Consider the following 16,541-nt stretch of genomic DNA (forward strand, 5'->3'; position numbering starts at 1 on the left):
TGTCGTCAGCATGGCGGACGCCGGCGGCCGACCCTCTCAGCGCCGCGCGCTCGCGCTCGCCGCCCGGGCCGGGCCGAACTCCGATCCGGGCTTCCAGCCCGGCCAGTCGCGGCTGTTGGCCAGATCGCGGCCGATCCAGAGGGCAACCTCCAGATCCTCGATCTGGCCGGCCAGGTCCCAGTCGGGCGACCATTCGTCGTCGGCCTGGTGGTAGCGCCTGGATCCGTATTCGTCGCGGGCCGCCTCGCGCGGCTCGACCGGCGGGTCGCGGAACTCGCCGCCGCCCTCGGCGTAGGCCATCGGCACGCCGCGCTTGGCCAACGGGAAGTGGTCGCTGCGGAAATAGCTGCCCGCGGCCGGGTTGGCGTCGGGGGCGATCTCGCGGCCCTGCCGGGCGGCCGCCGCGGCGAGCAGCTCGTCCAGTTCAGACTGGCCGTAGCCGATGACGCCGAGGTCCTCGACGCGGCCGTAGACGTTCATGGCGTCCATGTTGAAGCCGGCCACCGTCGTCTCCAGCGGCCAGACCGGATTGGCGGCGTAGTATTCCGAGCCCAGCAGGCCGCTCTCCTCGGCGGTGAAGCTGATCATCACGATCGAGCGTTCCGGACGCGGTCCCGCGCCCCACACCCGGGCCAGCTCCAGCAGGCCGGCGGTGCCGGTGGCGTTGTCGACCGCGCCGTTGAAGATGGCGTCGCCGTTGGCGTCGGGCTCGCCGACGCCGATGTGGTCCCAGTGGGCGGTGTAGAGAATGGTCTCGTCGGGATGGGTCGTGCCGGGTAGGCGCGCGATGACGTTCCGGGTCGTGATCTGGCTGGTGGCCACGTCGAACATGCCGCTGAAGGAGGCGCCCGGCAGCTCGACCGGGCGGAAGTCGCGGCTGCGCGCCTGCGTCTTCAGAGCCTCGAAATCGAGACCCGCCCTACGGAACAGGTCCACCGCGACATCGCGCTGGATCCAGCTTTCCATCTTGACCCGTTCAGCCGCCGCATTCTCGCGCACGATGTCGAACTGCGGGCCGGACCAGCTGTTGTTCACCGTGGCCCAGCCGTAGGAGGCGGGGGCGGTCTCGTGGACGATGATCACGCCGGCCGCGCCCTGCCGGGCCGCCTCCTCGTACTTGTAGGTCCAGCGGCCGTAGTAGGTCATGGCCCGACCGTTGAAGGTGTTCAACTCCGGCTGTTCGAAGTCGGCGTCGTTGACCAGCACGACGATGATCTTGCCGCGCACGTCGACGTCCTTGAAGTCGTCCCAGTTCCGCTCGGGCGCCTTGATGCCGTAGCCGACAAAGACGAGCGGCGTATCGGTCAGCATCACGTGGCGGCCCGGCAGCCGGGTGGAGACGACGATCTGCTGTCCCTGCGCCAGGGGAATGGTCTCGCCGCCGACCTTGAAGCCGGCGCTGATGTTGGAGGCGGTGAATCGGTTGAGCGTCACGGCCTGGGTCCAGCCGCCGTTCTCACCGCCCGGCTGGAAGCCGGCGGCGGCGTACTGCTCGCTGAGATAGCGGACGACCATGTCTTCGGCCGGCGTGCCGATGCCGCGGCCCTGGAAGCTGTCGTCGGACAGCACCCGGGCGTGTTCGGACAGGCGCGCGGCGTCGAAGGCGACGGCGGGCGCCGAAGGCTCGCTCCCCATCGAGGCGCAGGCGGAGATCAGGGCGCCGGCGGCGAGCACGGCGGCAGTCGACAGGAGACGCATGGACGGAAACACCCTCAGCCGGAAATCAGACCCGGCGGGACGTTAGGGCGTCGATCCGCGCCTGTCGATGCGGCTGAGGATCAGGGGACGACCGGATCACCCGCGGGCCAGTCGGTGTCCCCGCGGCGGCGCAGGCGCAGCTCGATCACCTTCATCGGCTCGCGTCCCGGCATGACGAAATGTCCGGTCTCGACCCACTCGCCATCCCTGAAGGTCGTGACGTAGCGCACCTCCCCGCCCCGGGCGGGCGCGGTCCAGCTGAAGCCGTCGGGCGTGGCTTCCAGCGGAAAATCGCCGGCGTGGCCGTTGGCGTAGGAGCGCATCACATAGCGGTCGTTGGCATCGTCCCAGGACACGACAGCGAAGGCGTTGAAGGCCGGGGCGCCATCGGGGCCGCCGGCGCTGCGCCCCTCGATGACCTTGATGGAGCCGCCGAGCATCGGGCCGATACGCTCGGTGTGCGGATGGCCCGCACCGGCGCCCGGACCCATGAAGATGGTCGCCTCGCCGACCCATTCGCCATCCATCCACGACAGCGTCTGCATCGCCTGCCGTTGTTCGGCTGTGCCCGCCGGCAGCATCTCCTGCGCCGCCGCCGGTGTTGCGAGCATCAAGCACGCGGCCACCGCCGCGATCGAAATCACCGAGCCTTTGGACATGACCATCCTCCCTATATACTTTGCGATATAAAGTCCTTTTCTCTTCTTGGCAAGAGCCCAAAAAAACCCGCCGGCGCGTCAGCCCCGGCGGGTTTTTCATTCGGCGGAAGCGGCTCCTAGTGGGCGACGCCTTTCCAGATGCGGCGGTAGCTCATGTAGGTCACGCCGGCGAACAGGAAGAGGAAGATCAGCACCCCGACGCCCGACTGCTTGCGCTGCACCTGCTTGGGGTCCGAGGCCCAGGCGATGAAGGCGGCGACGTCCTTCGAGTACTGGTCGACCGTCTCCGGCGCGTCGTCGTCGTAGGTCACCTGGCCGTTCTGCAGCGGCGGCGGCATGGCGATGAAGCCGCCCTCCGGCACGTGATGGGCGTCGCCGCTCCAGTAGGAGCTGAGATCGCCGGCCATGTACGGGTTGTAGTACTGGCCCGGACCGACCTTCAGGCCGGCCGGCGCCGCGCGGTACCCCGACAGCAGCGAGTAGATGTAGTTGGCCCCGTCGTGGCGGGCCTTGGCCATGACCGAGAGATCGGGCGGCGCGGCCCCGCCGTTGCCCGCGGCCGCGGCCGTGGCGTTCGGATAGGGATTGGGGAAGCGGTCGGCCGGGACGGCGTCGCGCATGATCGGCTCGCCGGTCTCGGTGTCGATGTCCGGGACCTGCACCTCAGCGGCCAGCACCTTGACGAAGCGGTTCTCGGCCGCGTTGACCTGATGCTCGTCGTAGAACGGACCGCCCGGCTCGGCCAGGGTGCGGAAATGCATCAGGTCCATGCTGTGGCAGGACGCGCAGACCTCGCGGTAGACCTTGTAGCCACGCTGCAGCTGGGCTTGGTCGAAGGTCCCGAAGGGCCCCTCGAAGCTGAAGCCGCCGCTACGCGGATGCTTGGCGCCGCCCTCGGCCAGGGCAGGCTGGGCTGCCAGCGACAGGCCGGCCGCGACGGCGATCAGGACCAGGGTCTTTTTCATCGAACGCATCGAAGTCTCGAGGGTCATGGTCGATCTCAGCCCTTCTTCTCGGGCGAGGCCGGCGCGGCGGCGGTCATGGCGTCCCCGCCCGGCAGCACCGGCTCGGAGATGGTCGCCGGGATCGGCCTCGGGGTCTCGCGCAGGCCGACGAGCGGCATAAGCACGAGGAAGAACAGGAAGTAGTAGGCCGTCAGCAGGCGGGTCAGCCACAGGTAGCTGTTCAGCGCGCCGTCGAAGAGGGTGAAGCTGGGCATGTTGGGGATGACCGGCGCGTCCGGCAGCTGGGCCCCGCACCAGCCGAGGCCCATTCCGACCAGCACGAAGATGACGAAGAAGGTTCGCATCGCCGGGCGATAGCGCATCGAGCGCACCTTGGACGTATCCAGCCAGGGCAGGATGAACAGCACGCCGATGGCGCCGAACATCGCCAGCACGCCGCCGAACTTGTCCGGGATGGCCCGCAGGATGGCGTAGAACGGCAGCATGTACCACTCGGGCACGATGTGCGACGGCGTCTGCAGCGGGTTGGCCGGGATATAGTTGTCGGCGTGGCCCAGGGCGTTCGGCATGAAGAAGACGAAGATCGCGAACAGGATCAGGAACAGCACGATTGCGAAGCCGTCCTTGACCGTGAAATACGGATGGAACGGCACCGTGTCCTTCTTCAGCCGCTCCTTCGGGATCAGGATGCCGACCGGGTTGCCCTGGCCGGCGTGGTGCAGGGCCCAGAGGTGCAGCACGACGCAGCCGGCGATGACGAACGGCAGCAGGTAGTGCAGCGAGAAGAAGCGGTTCAGCGTGGCGTTGTCGATGGCCGGGCCGCCGCGCAGCCAGATCAGGATCGGCTCGCCAACGAGCGGAATGGCCCCGATCAGGTTGGTGATCACCTCCGCGCCCCAGAAGGACATCTGGCCCCACGGCAGGACGTAGCCGAGGAAGGCGGTGGCGATCATGAGGAAGAAGATCACGCAGCCGACGATCCAGATCATCTCGCGCGGCGCCTTGTAGGAGCCGTAGTACAGCCCGCGCAGCATGTGCAGGTAGACCGCGACGAAGAACATCGAGGCCCCGTTGGCGTGGGTGTAGCGGATGATGTCACCGCCGTTGACGTCGCGCATGATGCGCTCGACCGAGGCGAAGGCCAGTTCGGTGTTCGGCACATAGTGCATGGCCAGGATCACGCCGGTGGCGATCTGGATGACCAGGCAGAGGGCCAGGATGCCGCCGAAGGTCCACCAGTAGTTGAGGTTCTTCGGGGTCGGCAGGGACATGTAATCGGCGCCGAAACGGATGATCGGCAGGCGGCTGTCAAACCACTTCTCGATGCCGGTCTTCGGGACGTAGGTGGATTCGTGATCGCTCATCGTTCTCTCGCCCGTCCTCAGCCGATTTTCACGCGGGTGTCGGACACATATTCGTAGGTCGGCACGGCCAGGTTCTTCGGCGCGGGCCCCTTACGGATGCGGCCGGAGGTGTCATAGTGCGAGCCGTGGCAGGGGCAGAACCAGCCGCCGTAGTCGCCGGCGCCGAAGGTGGGCACGCAGCCGAGGTGGGTGCAGGAGCCGATCACCACGAGATACTGCTGGTGGCCCGGCTTGACCCGGTCGGCGTCGATCTGGGGGTCCTTGAGGCCGGCGCGGTCGTCGGCGCGGGCCTGCTGGATCTCGGCCGGGGTGCGGTAGCGCACGAACACCGGCTTGCCCTGCCATTTGATGACGACCTGCTGGCCCTCCTGGACCTTGGTCAGGTCGAACTCGATCGTCGACAGCGCCAGGGTGTCGGCGGCCGGATTCATCGAGTTGATCAGCGGCCAGGCGGCCATGGCCCCGGCTCCCACCGCCGCCGCGCCGGCTGCGATGTGGATGAAGTCTCTACGATTGGGATCCTGATGGTTCGGATCGCCCTGGTCTGCAGCCACCGATTCGTCTCCTGAGCCGTTGGCGGCGACGCCGAGCGGCGCGCCGTTTCAACGCTGTCGTTCCTTAGCGAAATCCCGGATGGCTGGCCCGGCCCGGCTTTGCGGCGCATCGCCGCAACTTGCTGACGCCTCGTGAGAAACGCTCGCAATTCGAGCCGCGACAAGCCCCCGGGCCGCGCGTATGAGGGCTCTAGAATGCGTCTCGCCCTTTTTCAACCGGCCATTCCGCAGAACGTGGGCGCCTGCATCCGGCTGGGCGCCTGTTTCGGGGTCGAACTTCACGTCATCGAGCCGACCGGCTTCCGTTTCGACGACCGGGCGATGAAGCGCGCGGCGCTGGACTACGGGCCTCTGGGGCACATGACGCGGCACGCCGGTTGGGACGATTTCCAGCGCGACCGGGGCCCGGGGCGGCTGGTGCTGTTCACGACGAAGGGGGCGACGCCGCTGGGCGATTTCCGATTCGAGGGGGGCGACACCTTGCTGTTCGGCAGCGAGACAACCGGCGCGCCGGATTTCGTCCATGCGGCGGCGGATGCGCGGGTGGTGATCCCGATCCGTCGCGAGGCGCGGTCGCTGAACCTGTCGGTCAGCGCCGGGATCGCTCTGTGGGAGGGGCTGAGGCAGACTGCCGGCCTCACGTCCTCCGGAGAGAGCCGTCCATGAAACTCGCGCCCGTCATCGGATCTGCAGCCCTGCTGCTGGCCGGCTGCTTCGGAGGAGGCTTCCTGCACGACCAGCATCTGGACGGCCCGTGGCGACTGGTGGCGGTCGACGCCTGGGAGGACATGACGCTGTGCCGCCGGCTGGAGCAGAGCGCCTGCGCCGGGGACATGCTGCATGGACCGACGGTGTTCGCCGCCGGGATCGACGAACGCTACGTCGTCTACGCCCGCCATCCCCGGACCTTTCCGAATGGGCTGGAGCGCCACGTCACCGAGTTTCACTATGTGATCCGCACCCCTGACGACGACCGCCCGGGCGGGCTGAAGGCCGAGAACATCAAGGGACCGTTCGACGAGGCGGCCTTCGAGGCGGAGCGCCGTCGCCTCGGGCTTCCGGCTTTCACGGGCGTGTTCGAGGACCTCAGGTAGCGCCCTACTCGGGGGCGTCGGCATCCGGCAGCCGGGCGAGGTTCGGCCGTTCGTCGCGCTTGCTGGCGGCGACGGCCTCGACGGCGCGCATGACCCGGAGGACGTTGCCGCCGGCGAGCTTGCGGATGTCGGCCTCGCTCCAGCCCTCAGCCATCAGGGCGGCGAGGATGCGGGGATAGGCGTCGACGCCGTCCACGCCGTCCGGAAGGGCCGACACCCCGTCGAAGTCGCCGCCGAGGCCGACGTGGTCGATGCCGGCGACGTCGCGGACATGCTGGATGTGGGCCACGACGTCGGCGATCCCGGCGCGGGGAACCGGGTTGGCGGCGATCCAGGTCTGCAGGCCGGCGGCGACGGCGGCGGGGTCGCCGGGGTTCAGGGATTTCAGCCGGGCGTCCTCGGCCGAGCGGGCGGCGCTCCACGCCCGGACATCCTCATTGATGAAGCCGGGAACGAAGGTGACCATGACCACGCCGCCGTCCTCGGGCAGCAGGCGCAGCACGCTGTCGGGCACGTTGCGCGGATGGGCGGTGACGGCCCGGGCCGACGAATGGGAGAAGATCACCGGCGCCTCGGACACCCGCATGGCGTCCATCATGGTCTCCTCGGAGACGTGGCTGATGTCAACCATCATGCCGAGCCGGTTCATCTCGCGGACGACTTCCTCGCCGAATGGGTTGAGCCCGCCCCATTTCGGCGCGTCGGTGGCGCTGTCGGCCCAGGTCGTGGTGGTCGAGTGGGTCAGGGTCATGTAGCGCGCGCCGGCGTCGTGGAACTCGCGCAGCAGGCCGAGGGAATCGTCGATCGAATAGCCGCCCTCCATGCCGATCAGTGAGGCGATCCTGCCGCGGCGGTGGATGCGTTCGATGTCCGCCGCCGTGGTGGCCAGCTCGAACACGTCGGGGTGGGCGGCGACGATGCGCTTGACCGTGTCGATCTGCTCGAAGGTGGCCTTCGCCGCCTCGACCGGAGTGAGGCTGGCGGGGACGTAGACCGACCAGAACTGGCCGCCGACGCCGCCGGCGCGCAGGCGCGGAATGTCGGTGTGGAGGGCCGTCGAGGCGTCGAGGTTGGTGGTCAGATCGACGGCGTGCGGGTCATTGCCGTGCTGCGAACGCAGGGCCCACGGCAGGTCGTTGTGCCCGTCGATGAGCGGCGTGCGCTCGAGAATGCGCCGGGCCGCAGCCTCGTCCTGGGCCATGGCCGGAGCGGCGGCGGTCAGCAGGGCGGCGGTGGTGGCAAGCAGGACGGCGCGGATCATGACGGGGCTCCTCGAAAAGCGAAGCGGGACAGTGGCAGAGGACGGCGGAGCGTCAACCGACTCGAAAAACGCTGTGGCAGAGTCGGCAGAGTCGGCATCTGCGAAAAACGCTATGGCAGAGTCGGCAGAGTCTACATCGCGCCCGATGGCGTGCGGCGTCGGTGCGCCCCGGCGGCGCGGTTGGGGATTCAGTTGTCAAAGACCGGCGGACGAACGGGTGCAGTATGCGCCTGCTGGTTTCTCAGGCTGGAAAGTCGCTTCGAGAAAAGCGATGTGGCTGAATTCGCCGGAGAGTTTCCGCGCAATCGGACTATAATTCCGCGGATTGCCGGCACAGCGTCACGGTTCACCTGCCCGTCGGCGAAGGCCGATGGGGAGGACGGTCGATGCGGAGCAGCGACCGGGAGGGGGCGGCGCAGGCGCCTGCCAGTGATCCGCCAACCCTCCGCCTTTCGCGCCGCCCCGTTCTGATTGTCGCTAGCGCGCCGGTGCGCCCTCCCCATTCGCCTTCGCAAATGGGGAGGTGAACACCGCACTTCACCCTCCCGGCCGGACCTCCTACAAGCCTCGCCATGACCGATATCGCCGACCCGCTCGCGCTGCAGAAGACCGAGGCCCGCGCCTGGTTCGAGGCCTTGCGCGATCGCATCCACGCGGCCTTCGAGGCGCTGGAGGACAAGGCGCCGGCCGGTCTGTTCCCGGGCGAGCCGGGCCGTTTCGTGCGCACCCCGTGGGAGCGGGCCCAGGGCGGCGGCGGGGTCATGGGGATGATGCACGGCCGGCTGTTCGAGAAGGTCGGGGTGCATGTCTCGACCGTGCACGGGACCTTCCCGGCCGACTATGCGAAGTCGGTTCCGGGGGCCGCCGAGGATCCGCGCTTCTTCGCCACCGGGATCAGCCTGATCGCCCATCCGGTCAGCCCACGCGTGCCGGCGGTCCACATGAACACCCGCTTCATCGCCACGACCAGGGGCTGGTTCGGCGGCGGGGCGGACCTGACGCCGGTGCTGGACGCCGACCGGCGCGACGACCATCCCGACACCCTCGCCTTTCACGCGGCGCTGAAGGCGGCCTGCGACGCGCATGACCCGGCCTGGCATGCGAGGTTCAAGGCGTGGTGCGACGACTATTTCTGGCTACCCCACCGCAACGAGCCGCGCGGCACGGGCGGCATCTTCTACGACCATCTGGACAGCGGCGACCGGGACCGCGACTTCGCCTTCACCCGCGATGTCGGCGAGGCCTTCCTGAAGGTCTATCCGGAGATTGTCGCGCGCCGGATGGCGGAGCCGTGGACAGCGGACGAGCGCGAGGAGCAGCTGGTGCGGCGCGGGCGGTATGTGGAGTTCAACCTGCTCTATGACCGCGGGACGATGTTCGGGCTGAAGACCGGGGGCAATGTGGAGTCGATCCTCAGTTCGATGCCGCCGGTGGTGAAGTGGCCTTGAGGCCCCTCCCTCCCTTTCGCCGTCATCCCCGGGCTTGACCCAAGGATGGTCGGGCCGGGCTGTGCGTTCGGGGTGGCCTGTCGATCGCGCCCGAACAATGGTCGACGGAGCACCGAATGGTCTGGCCCTCGGGTCAAGCCCGAGGGTGACGGGGGAGGTTACGCCGGCTCCAGCTCGCGGACCGGCTCGAGCGCCGTGCCGATGGCGTCGAACAGGCCGGCCATGGTGACCGGCTTGGTCAGGTGACCGTCGGCGCCGGCGGCGCGACCGGCCTCGACGTGTTCGGACATGGCGTTGGCGGTCAGCATCAGCAGCGGGGTCCGCTTCAGGCCCTGGGCGGCCTCGTGGCGGCGGATCTCGCGTGTCGCCGTCAGCCCGTCCATGACCGGCATCTGCATGTCCATCAGCACCAGGTCGAAGCCGCCGCCGATGAAGGCGTCGACGGCCTGACGCCCGTTCTCGACGGCGACCAGCTCCATCTCCGTCGCGCCGAGCATGATCTCGACGACCTTGCGGTTGGCGGGATGGTCGTCGGCCAGAAGGATGCGCAGCGAGACCTTCTCAACGTCGCGCGCGACCGGTTCCGGGGCGGCGGCGGGCGCTGCCGCCTGCCCGAGGCGCGGCAGCGGGATCTCGAACCAGAAGCTGGAGCCCACGCCCGGCGTGCTCTCGCAGTCCAGCGCGCCGCCCATCAGATCGACGAGGGCGGTGGAGATGGCGAGGCCGAGGCCGGTGCCGCCGTAGCGGCGGGTGATCGAGCCGTCCGCCTGCTGGAAGCGGCGGAAGATGCGGCTGCGCTGCTCCCTGTCGAAACCCACGCCGGTGTCGCTGACCCGGAAAGCGATGCGGTCGCCCGCCGCCGTGACCGTCAGGCGGACATGGCCCTTGCTGGTGAATTTCAGCGCATTGCTGACGAGGTTGTTGAGCACCTGGCGCAGGCGGACGGCGTCGCCATCGACGAGTCCCGAAAGGGCGGCATCGAAGTCGACCTCGAGGGCCACGCCCTTATCCTCGGCCTTGACTCGCCACAGGGCGCCGATGTCGCTGACCGCCTGCTCCAGATCGAAGGGCGCGGGCTCGAGGGTGACCTGGCCGGACTCGATCTTGGCGCTGTCGAGAATGTCGGAGAGCAGCCGTTCGAGCGTCACCCCGGACGAGCGGATCAGCTCAACCATCTCCCGCTCCTGCACGCCCAGGGAGCGGCGGATGAGGGAGTCGGCCATCGAGACCACGCCGTTCAGCGGGGTGCGGATCTCGTGGCTCATATTGGCGAGGAACTCGCTCTTGGCCCGGTTGGCGTCCTCCGCCTTGCGCCGCGCGGTCCGCAGCTGATCCGCCTGGCGCGACTGCCAGAGGACGGCGCCGATGGCGAAGAGCAGGAAGACCACGCCGATGCCGATCACGGCGCGCTGCAGGTTGGTGTTGGCGCGGGCCGTCTCCAGCTGGCCGCGGCGCTCGGTCAGCTGCTGCTGCATGTCGCCGGTGACCTGGTGGATGCCGGCGCTGAAACTGCGGGCGGAGGCGATCTCGCTCTGCAGCATGTGCGCCCGCAGCATCCGGAACGCCTCGGCCGTGCGGCCCTCGGCGAACAGCACCTCAGCCTCGACGTGATGGACCTCGGTGTTGACGCCGTCGGCCTCCAGACGCCGGAGGGCCTCCAGATCGCGGCGCGCGGCCGCGGTCTGGCCGGTCTGGGCGCGCGCGATGGCCCGCAGGGGCAGGACGTCGCGGGACAGGAAGGCGGCGGCTCCGAGATTTTCGCCATAGGGTTCGAGGCAGGCCAGCACCTCTCGGGGCGCATGCCGCGCGCCGGCGACCGTGGCGCACAGACTGGCGTCGTAGATGGCCAGCGTCGGGAGGTCCGAACGCCGGGCGAGCCGGTGGTGGGCGGCGTAGTAGTCCGCGGCGCGCGCCTCGTCGCCGACCCTCACCGCCATCATGGTCAGGTTGTAGAGGCTGTCGAAATCAGGCCGGGGATAGGCCGGGTTGGAATAGTCGATCTCGAATTTGCGGAAGGCGCTGGCCGCGCCCTCGACGTCATTGAGGTCCTTCAGCCCCATGCCGACGACCTCCCAGATGCCCGCCTGGGCGGTCGCGGCGAAGGGCTCGCCGTCGGGAATATCGGCCTGGGCCCGGGTCAGCATCTCGAGGCCGCGGCCGACGCGGCCTTCGTCCATCAAAGCCAGGGCGGCGAGGCGGGAGGCGTGGGCGCGGACGAACCAGTCGCGGCCCTCGCGGGCGAGGCGGTGCATCCCGGCGGCCACCTCGACGTCGCCCTGGTCGTAGCGGGCGGTGAGATCGTTCAGATGGGCGATGTCGATGTAGCGGGCGTCGTTCTGGCGCCGGGCGGCGTCACGCAGGCGGCGGTTCCACACGGCGGCGCGCTCGAACTCGCCCTGGTTCAGGATGGTCCAGGTGACGTGATAGAGCCGGTTCAGGCCTTCCCGGTCGGTGCGCCGGAGGGCATCCATGCCGAACCGCTCGAGGGCCGCGAAATCGGTGGACGCCGCGCGCCGCTCGACGAAGCGGGCGAGGGCCAGCGCATCCGCAGCGCCCTCGGCGGCGGGGCCGGCGGCAGGGCCGGCGACGGGGCCAGCGGCGGGGGCCGGCTGGGCGGCTCCACGGGGCGCGCCGGCCAGCACAACGAGCACAACAAGGCTCGCCGCAAGGATACGAAAGAGCGACATGAGGCCCCGTCGTCGCACACAATGTGTTGCGCAAGGTTTAGCGAACCGAAGTGTGGCGGCCCGTCAGCCCGAGGCGCGAGAGGCGATGAAGGCGCGCAGCCAGTCGCCCACCAGTTGCCGGTCGTCGGGCCGGGTCAGGCTGTCCAGCGCCCGGTCCGTGATGGCCGCGCCGATACGCTCGCGCCGGCCGCCGGTCAGGTCCGCCGCATAGGCCCGAGTGAACTCCGGGTGACCCTGCAGGGTGATGGCGTCGTCGCCCCAGGCGAGGCCGGCGAAGGGCGTGAAGTCGCTGGTCAGGATGACCCGGGCGTCAGCCGGCCTGTCGACGACCTGATCCTGATGCGAGGCCGGGATGGCCACGGCCGCGGCCGGCGGCGTCATCCATGGCTCGGCGGAGACGACATCGTAGCGATGAAGGCCGACGCCCCAGCCGCGGTCGGACTTCTCGACCCGCCCGCCGAGCGCCTGGGCCATGGCCTGATGACCGAAGCAGACGCCGATCAGGCCGGTGCGACCTTTCGCGGCGCGGATCCAGTCGAGCAGGCCGGCGATCCACGGGTGGTCTTCGTAGACCCCGGTCGAGGAGCCGGTGATGATGGCGGCGCCGAAGGCGGCCGGGTCCGGCCATTCGCCGGCCTGCGCGTCGAACACCTCGAAGGCGTAGCCGTCGCCGAGCAGGGCGCGGAACATGGCGGGGTAGTCGCCGTGGCGGGCCGCCAGGGCTGGAGGCGGGGCGCCGGTCTCCAGAATGGCGATGCGCGTCATGCCGGATCTCCGGTCATCCAGACCTCGGACCTCGCGCCCGTCCCGCCGAGCCGGTCGGCGACCCAATCGCAGATTTCGGAGGCGGCGGCCTCGGCGCCGGCGGGAGGATTGAGCACCACCACCGCGCAGCCGTTCATCTTCATCGGGTTGGTCATCGGGCGCAGCCGGGCCTCGGCGACCAGGGCGCGCTTGACGCGCGACTGGTCGAGCCGGCGCAGGAAGCCGTCGAAGGTTTCCATGTCCTTGAGCGGAGTCCAGATGGCGACCGTAGCGCGGGGGTCGGCGCGGACGATGGCGGCGCCCGTGTCGGCGGCGCGCAGATAGTCGTCCGGGCGCTCGAACGGCGGGTCGATGAGGACGAAGGCGCCGGGCGCGCGGGCGGCCTCGGCGCGGGCCTGGTCGTAGCCGTCGCCGCCGCGGGCGGAAGCCTGGGGGAAGGGCTCCAGCGCCTGGCGCAGCAGATCGAGCACCGGCGGGTTCAGTTCGAAGCCGAGGTAGTGGTCGGAGGGCCGCAGTCGGCCGGCGACCAGCAGGGGCGAGCCGGGGTAGAGATTGGCGCCGCCGTGCGGATTGAGCCTGGCCACCTGCGCCGCCAGGGCCTCGATCAGCGGCGGGCGGTCGGCGGCGGCCATCAGGCGGGCGATGCCGGCCTCGGCCTCCCTCGAGCGGGAGGCGTCGCCGGTCAGGTCGTAGACGCCGGCCCCGGCGTGGGTGTCGATCACCGTGACGGGGCCGTCCGCCTGCCGCCGCTCCAGCAGCCACAGCACGAGGGCGTGCTTGACCAGGTCCGCGAAGTTTCCGGCGTGGAAGCTGTGGCGATAATTCATGGCCGCTGTTCCCTCGCCGGGGGCGCGGGGTCAAGGGCCTCAGGAACCGCCGGCTTCGCCTGTCGTTTGCGCAGGCCGACCGTGAGCGCCGCCGATGATCGACCACCCTGCCCTGTCCGACGAGGACCGTACGCCGCCGAAGGCCGTGGCGGAGACCGCCCGTCGGGGTCTCGATCTGCGCGGGGACCATGGGCGCGGCGGAACGGAGGTGGGGGTGCGGCGCGCCGAACAGCTGAGCGGCCAGGAGACCCTCAGCGATCGGGACATAAAGTCGATCTACAGCTATTTCGCCCGCCACGCGGTCGACAGGCGGGGGCGTCGCTGGGCCGACGAGGCGAAGCCGTCGGCGGGCTACATCGCCTGGCAGCTGTGGGGCGGCGACGCGGGGCGGGACTGGATCGACGGCCTGCGCGCCCGGCTGCGCGAGGTTCAGGGGTGACGCTCACCGATCCCGCCACCATCCCCGAAGGCCTGACCTGGTGCAGCGACGAACTGCCGGGCATCCGGCGGACGGCGGCCGGCGACGGCTTCCACTATCATGACCCCAAGGGGCGGGAGATCACCGACGCGAAGGTGCTGGAGCGCATCCGGGCCCTGGCCATCCCGCCGGCGTGGACCGATGTGTGGATCTGCCCGCGCGCCTCGGGGCACATCCAGGCCATCGGGCGGGATGTGAAGGGGCGGAAACAGTACCGCTACCATCCCGACTGGAGCAGCCACGCGGCCGAGACCAAGTTCGAGCGCCTGCCGGATTTCGCGCGAGCGCTGCCGAAGCTGCGCAAGCGGGTCGAGGCGGACCTGAACCGGCGGGGAATTTCGCGCGAGAAGGTGCTGGCCACGGCGGTGCGGCTGCTGGAGCTGACCCTGATCCGGGTCGGCAACGCCCAGTATGCGAAGCAGAACCGGTCGTATGGGCTGACCACGCTGCACAAGCGGCATCTGGAGCTCGAGGGGACCGCGCTGACCTTCGCCTTCAAGGGCAAGAGCGGGGTGGAACACGAGGTGAAGGTCAGGGACCGGCGGCTGGCGACTGTGGTGCGCAGCCTGCGCGAACTGCCGGGGCAGCAGCTGTTCAAATACCGGGACGCCAACGGCGATCTGTGCGCCGTCACCTCGGACGACGTGAACGCCTATATCCGCGAGGCGATGGGCGAGCAGTTCTCGGCCAAGGACTTCCGCACCTGGGCGGCGACGGTTTCGGCGGCCCGGGCGCTGCGCGACATGGAGCCGCCGGCCACGGCGACCGATGCGAAGCGGAAGATCACCGTCTGCGTCAAGGCGGTGGCGGGGCTGCTGGGCAACACCCCGACGGTGTGCCGGAGCTCCTATGTCCATCCGCGGGTGTTCGAATTGTTCGAACAGGGCCGGCTTTGCGGGGCGCTGCCGGGGGCGGAGGCGGCGAGCTTCGAACGCGCCCTGGCCAAGGTGCTGAGGGACTGATGCGGCGCGGGCTGGCTGAGCGCCGCGATTGCGCCCACAGGCTGAATCGGATGTAACTTGATCCCCTGGGAGAACGGCGCTCAACGGGCGCTGTTTGTCGGAGGGACCCGAAGATGATGTCGGTATCGAACAATTTCCTGCGCCTCGGCGTACTGTCGGCGCTGGTCGGAATGTCGCTGGGCGTGTGGATGGGCGCGAACCAGGACTTCGTGCTGCGGCCCGTGCACGCCCATATCAACCTGCTCGGCTTCGCCTCGATGATGCTGTTCGGGCTCTTCTACCGGGTGTTCCCGGCGGCCGCACGCGGCTGGCTGCCCATGGCGCATTTCGCCCTGTCGGTGATCGGGTTCCTGATCCTGATGCCGTCGCTGGCCCTGATGATCCTGGGCAGGCCGGTCTTCATGCCGATCATGATCGCCTCCGAGTTCATGCTGGTCGGATCGATGCTGCTGTTCGTCATCATCGTCTTCATGGCGACGATGAAGAAGGACGAGGCGGCCGCCGCCTGAGCTCAGGCGGTCGACCAGTAGCCGCGGCTGCGGGCGCTGACCGGCGCCCGCGCCGCCTCGACCATGGACAGGATGGCGGCGCGGAAGGCGTCCGCCTCCTCGTCGCCGCGCAACAGCCGCAGCGAGCGGATGATGCGGGTGATGCGCAGGTGGTTGTGGTCGTGCGGCCGCAGCCAGGCGTGGGTGCCGCGGTAGAAGGCCTCCATCCGGTCCGTCGCCGCCGCAAGAGCGCACTGGGCCGGGATCGAGTCGTGGATCGCCTGCATGTCGTCGGTGGTCAGGACGGGCGCGTCCGGCACGGCGCCCGACGGCTCCGGCAGCGGGAACAGCCACTGGATGAAATCGTGGTTCCGCTCCAGCGCCGCGTCGTCGAAACCGAGCACGTCGAACAGGGTCCGTCCGCGCGCGTCCGTCCCCTCCCCTTCCAGAAAGGCCACGACAGGCCGCTTGGTCATGGGCCGATGCGGTCCTAGGCCGCCTTGTCCCAGTCCAGCACGACCTTGCCCGACTGGCCGGAGCGCATGGCCTCAAAGCCTTCGCGGTAGTTCTCGTAGCTCATCTGGTGGGTGATCAGCGGGGTCAGGTCGAGACCAGCCTTGAGCAGGCCCAGCATCTTGCGCCAGGTGGTGAACATCTCGCGGCCGTAGACGCCCTTGATGGTCAGGGCCTTGAGGATGATCTGGCCCCAGTCGGTCTCCATCGGCTTCGACGGAATGCCGAGCAGGGCCATGCCGCCGCCCATGATCAGGGTGTCGACGCACTGTTTGAAGGCGATCGGCGAGCCCGACATCTCCAGCGCCACGTCGAAGCCGACCTTGAGGCCGAGCTCGTGCATGACGTCCTTCAGGTCCTCGCGGGTGGTGTTCACCGTGCGCACGCCCGGCGCGACCTTCTGCGCCAGCTCGAGACGGAAGTCGTTGATGTCGGTGAGCACGACGGTGCGCGCGCCGGCGTGGCGGGCGACGGCGGCGGCCATCATGCCGATCGGGCCGGCGCCGGTGACCAGCACGTCCTCGCCGAGAAGGTCGAACTGCTGGGCGGTGTGCACGGCGTTGCCGAAGGGGTCGAGCATGGAGGCGACGTCGTCGGGCACGTAATCGGGCAGCGGCACCACGTTGAAGGCCGGGATCGACAGGTACTCGGCGAAGCAGCCCTGGCGGTTAACGCCGATCCCGACCGTGTTGGGATCGAGATGGAAATCGCCCGCCCGCGCCGCCGCGCTTTCCATGTCGATGATATGGCCTTCGCCCGAGACGCGCTGGCCGACCCT

The 16,541-nt window shown here is 69.4% G+C and carries 17 protein-coding genes; 6 read left to right on the forward strand and 11 right to left on the reverse strand.

The features are described from left to right. Nucleotides 1-36 precede the first annotated feature (36 nt). The 5 genes from VEC04_RS12590 to petA form a co-directional block, all read right to left on the reverse strand. A complete protein-coding gene (locus VEC04_RS12590) occupies nucleotides 37-1,698 on the reverse strand; it encodes a M28 family metallopeptidase (RefSeq protein WP_324777335.1) in 1,662 nt (553 codons plus the stop codon). Nucleotides 1,699-1,778: 80 nt separating this feature from the next. Beyond that, complete coding sequence (locus VEC04_RS12595; RefSeq protein ID WP_324777336.1) at nucleotides 1,779-2,357, reverse strand: DUF1579 domain-containing protein; 579 nt, start codon at nucleotides 2,355-2,357, stop codon at nucleotides 1,779-1,781. Nucleotides 2,358-2,473: 116 nt separating this feature from the next. Then, nucleotides 2,474-3,349: a cytochrome c1 gene (locus VEC04_RS12600; RefSeq protein ID WP_414642677.1), complete on the reverse strand. Its 876-nt coding sequence runs from the start codon at nucleotides 3,347-3,349 to the stop codon at nucleotides 2,474-2,476. An 8-nt stretch (nucleotides 3,350-3,357) separates the two neighbouring features. Then, the gene (locus VEC04_RS12605) at nucleotides 3,358-4,686 is read right to left on the reverse strand and encodes a cytochrome b (RefSeq protein ID WP_324777337.1); all 1,329 of its coding nucleotides are present in this window, start codon (nucleotides 4,684-4,686) and stop codon (nucleotides 3,358-3,360) included. A 17-nt stretch (nucleotides 4,687-4,703) separates the two neighbouring features. Further along, nucleotides 4,704-5,240: a ubiquinol-cytochrome c reductase iron-sulfur subunit gene (petA, locus tag VEC04_RS12610; protein ID WP_324777338.1), complete on the reverse strand. Its 537-nt coding sequence runs from the start codon at nucleotides 5,238-5,240 to the stop codon at nucleotides 4,704-4,706. Nucleotides 5,241-5,435: 195 nt separating this feature from the next. Between petA and VEC04_RS12615 the strand changes: the two genes are divergently transcribed. Next, nucleotides 5,436-5,906 (forward strand): tRNA (cytidine(34)-2'-O)-methyltransferase, encoded by a 471-nt coding sequence (locus tag VEC04_RS12615; protein WP_324777339.1) that lies wholly within the window; start codon nucleotides 5,436-5,438, stop codon nucleotides 5,904-5,906. After that, the gene (locus VEC04_RS12620; RefSeq protein WP_324777340.1) at nucleotides 5,903-6,334 is read left to right on the forward strand and encodes a hypothetical protein; all 432 of its coding nucleotides are present in this window, start codon (nucleotides 5,903-5,905) and stop codon (nucleotides 6,332-6,334) included. Before VEC04_RS12615 ends, VEC04_RS12620 begins: the two co-directional genes overlap by 4 nt. 4 nt (nucleotides 6,335-6,338) lie before the next feature. Here VEC04_RS12620 and VEC04_RS12625 read toward each other — a convergent pair whose 3' ends face one another. Continuing rightward, nucleotides 6,339-7,595, reverse strand: coding sequence for a dipeptidase (locus tag VEC04_RS12625; protein WP_324777341.1), 1,257 nt, complete (start codon nucleotides 7,593-7,595; stop codon nucleotides 6,339-6,341). 572 nt (nucleotides 7,596-8,167) lie between these two features. On the opposite strand from VEC04_RS12625, the gene hemF reads away from it, so the two are divergent. Continuing rightward, entirely contained in the window at nucleotides 8,168-9,043 is an 876-nt protein-coding gene (hemF, locus tag VEC04_RS12630) for an oxygen-dependent coproporphyrinogen oxidase (RefSeq protein ID WP_324777342.1), read from the forward strand. Between the two features lie 158 nt (nucleotides 9,044-9,201). Here hemF and VEC04_RS12635 read toward each other — a convergent pair whose 3' ends face one another. The 3 genes from VEC04_RS12635 to rlmJ form a co-directional block, all read right to left on the reverse strand. After that, on the reverse strand, nucleotides 9,202-11,730 hold the full coding sequence (locus tag VEC04_RS12635; RefSeq protein ID WP_324777343.1) for an ATP-binding protein: 2,529 nt from the start codon (nucleotides 11,728-11,730) through the stop codon (nucleotides 9,202-9,204). 63 nt (nucleotides 11,731-11,793) lie between these two features. Then, on the reverse strand, nucleotides 11,794-12,495 hold the full coding sequence (locus VEC04_RS12640) for a glutamine amidotransferase-related protein (RefSeq protein ID WP_324777344.1): 702 nt from the start codon (nucleotides 12,493-12,495) through the stop codon (nucleotides 11,794-11,796). Continuing rightward, entirely contained in the window at nucleotides 12,492-13,322 is an 831-nt protein-coding gene (gene rlmJ, locus VEC04_RS12645; RefSeq protein ID WP_324777345.1) for a 23S rRNA (adenine(2030)-N(6))-methyltransferase RlmJ, read from the reverse strand. Before rlmJ ends, VEC04_RS12640 begins: the two co-directional genes overlap by 4 nt. 94 nt (nucleotides 13,323-13,416) lie before the next feature. Here rlmJ and VEC04_RS12650 point away from each other — a divergent pair, with 94 nt between their 5' ends. The 3 genes from VEC04_RS12650 to VEC04_RS12660 all read left to right on the forward strand — a co-directional run bounded on the left by VEC04_RS12650 (nucleotide 13,417) and on the right by VEC04_RS12660 (nucleotide 15,271). Further along, nucleotides 13,417-13,761: a hypothetical protein gene (locus VEC04_RS12650; protein WP_324777346.1), complete on the forward strand. Its 345-nt coding sequence runs from the start codon at nucleotides 13,417-13,419 to the stop codon at nucleotides 13,759-13,761. Continuing rightward, a complete protein-coding gene (locus tag VEC04_RS12655) occupies nucleotides 13,758-14,762 on the forward strand; it encodes a DNA topoisomerase IB (RefSeq protein WP_324777347.1) in 1,005 nt (334 codons plus the stop codon). Before VEC04_RS12650 ends, VEC04_RS12655 begins: the two co-directional genes overlap by 4 nt. Nucleotides 14,763-14,878: 116 nt before the next feature. Then, complete coding sequence (locus VEC04_RS12660; RefSeq protein ID WP_324777348.1) at nucleotides 14,879-15,271, forward strand: hypothetical protein; 393 nt, start codon at nucleotides 14,879-14,881, stop codon at nucleotides 15,269-15,271. Nucleotides 15,272-15,273: 2 nt separating this feature from the next. Here the strand turns inward: VEC04_RS12660 and VEC04_RS12665 are convergent, their stop codons facing one another. Continuing rightward, complete coding sequence (locus tag VEC04_RS12665; protein ID WP_324777349.1) at nucleotides 15,274-15,726, reverse strand: opioid growth factor receptor-related protein; 453 nt, start codon at nucleotides 15,724-15,726, stop codon at nucleotides 15,274-15,276. A gap of 14 nt (nucleotides 15,727-15,740) precedes the next feature. Next, a partial coding sequence (locus VEC04_RS12670) for a zinc-binding dehydrogenase (protein ID WP_324777350.1) occupies nucleotides 15,741-16,541 on the reverse strand: 801 nt, incomplete at its 5' end.

Source organism: Brevundimonas sp. (assembly GCF_035626535.1).
Lineage (GTDB): Bacteria > Pseudomonadota > Alphaproteobacteria > Caulobacterales > Caulobacteraceae > Brevundimonas.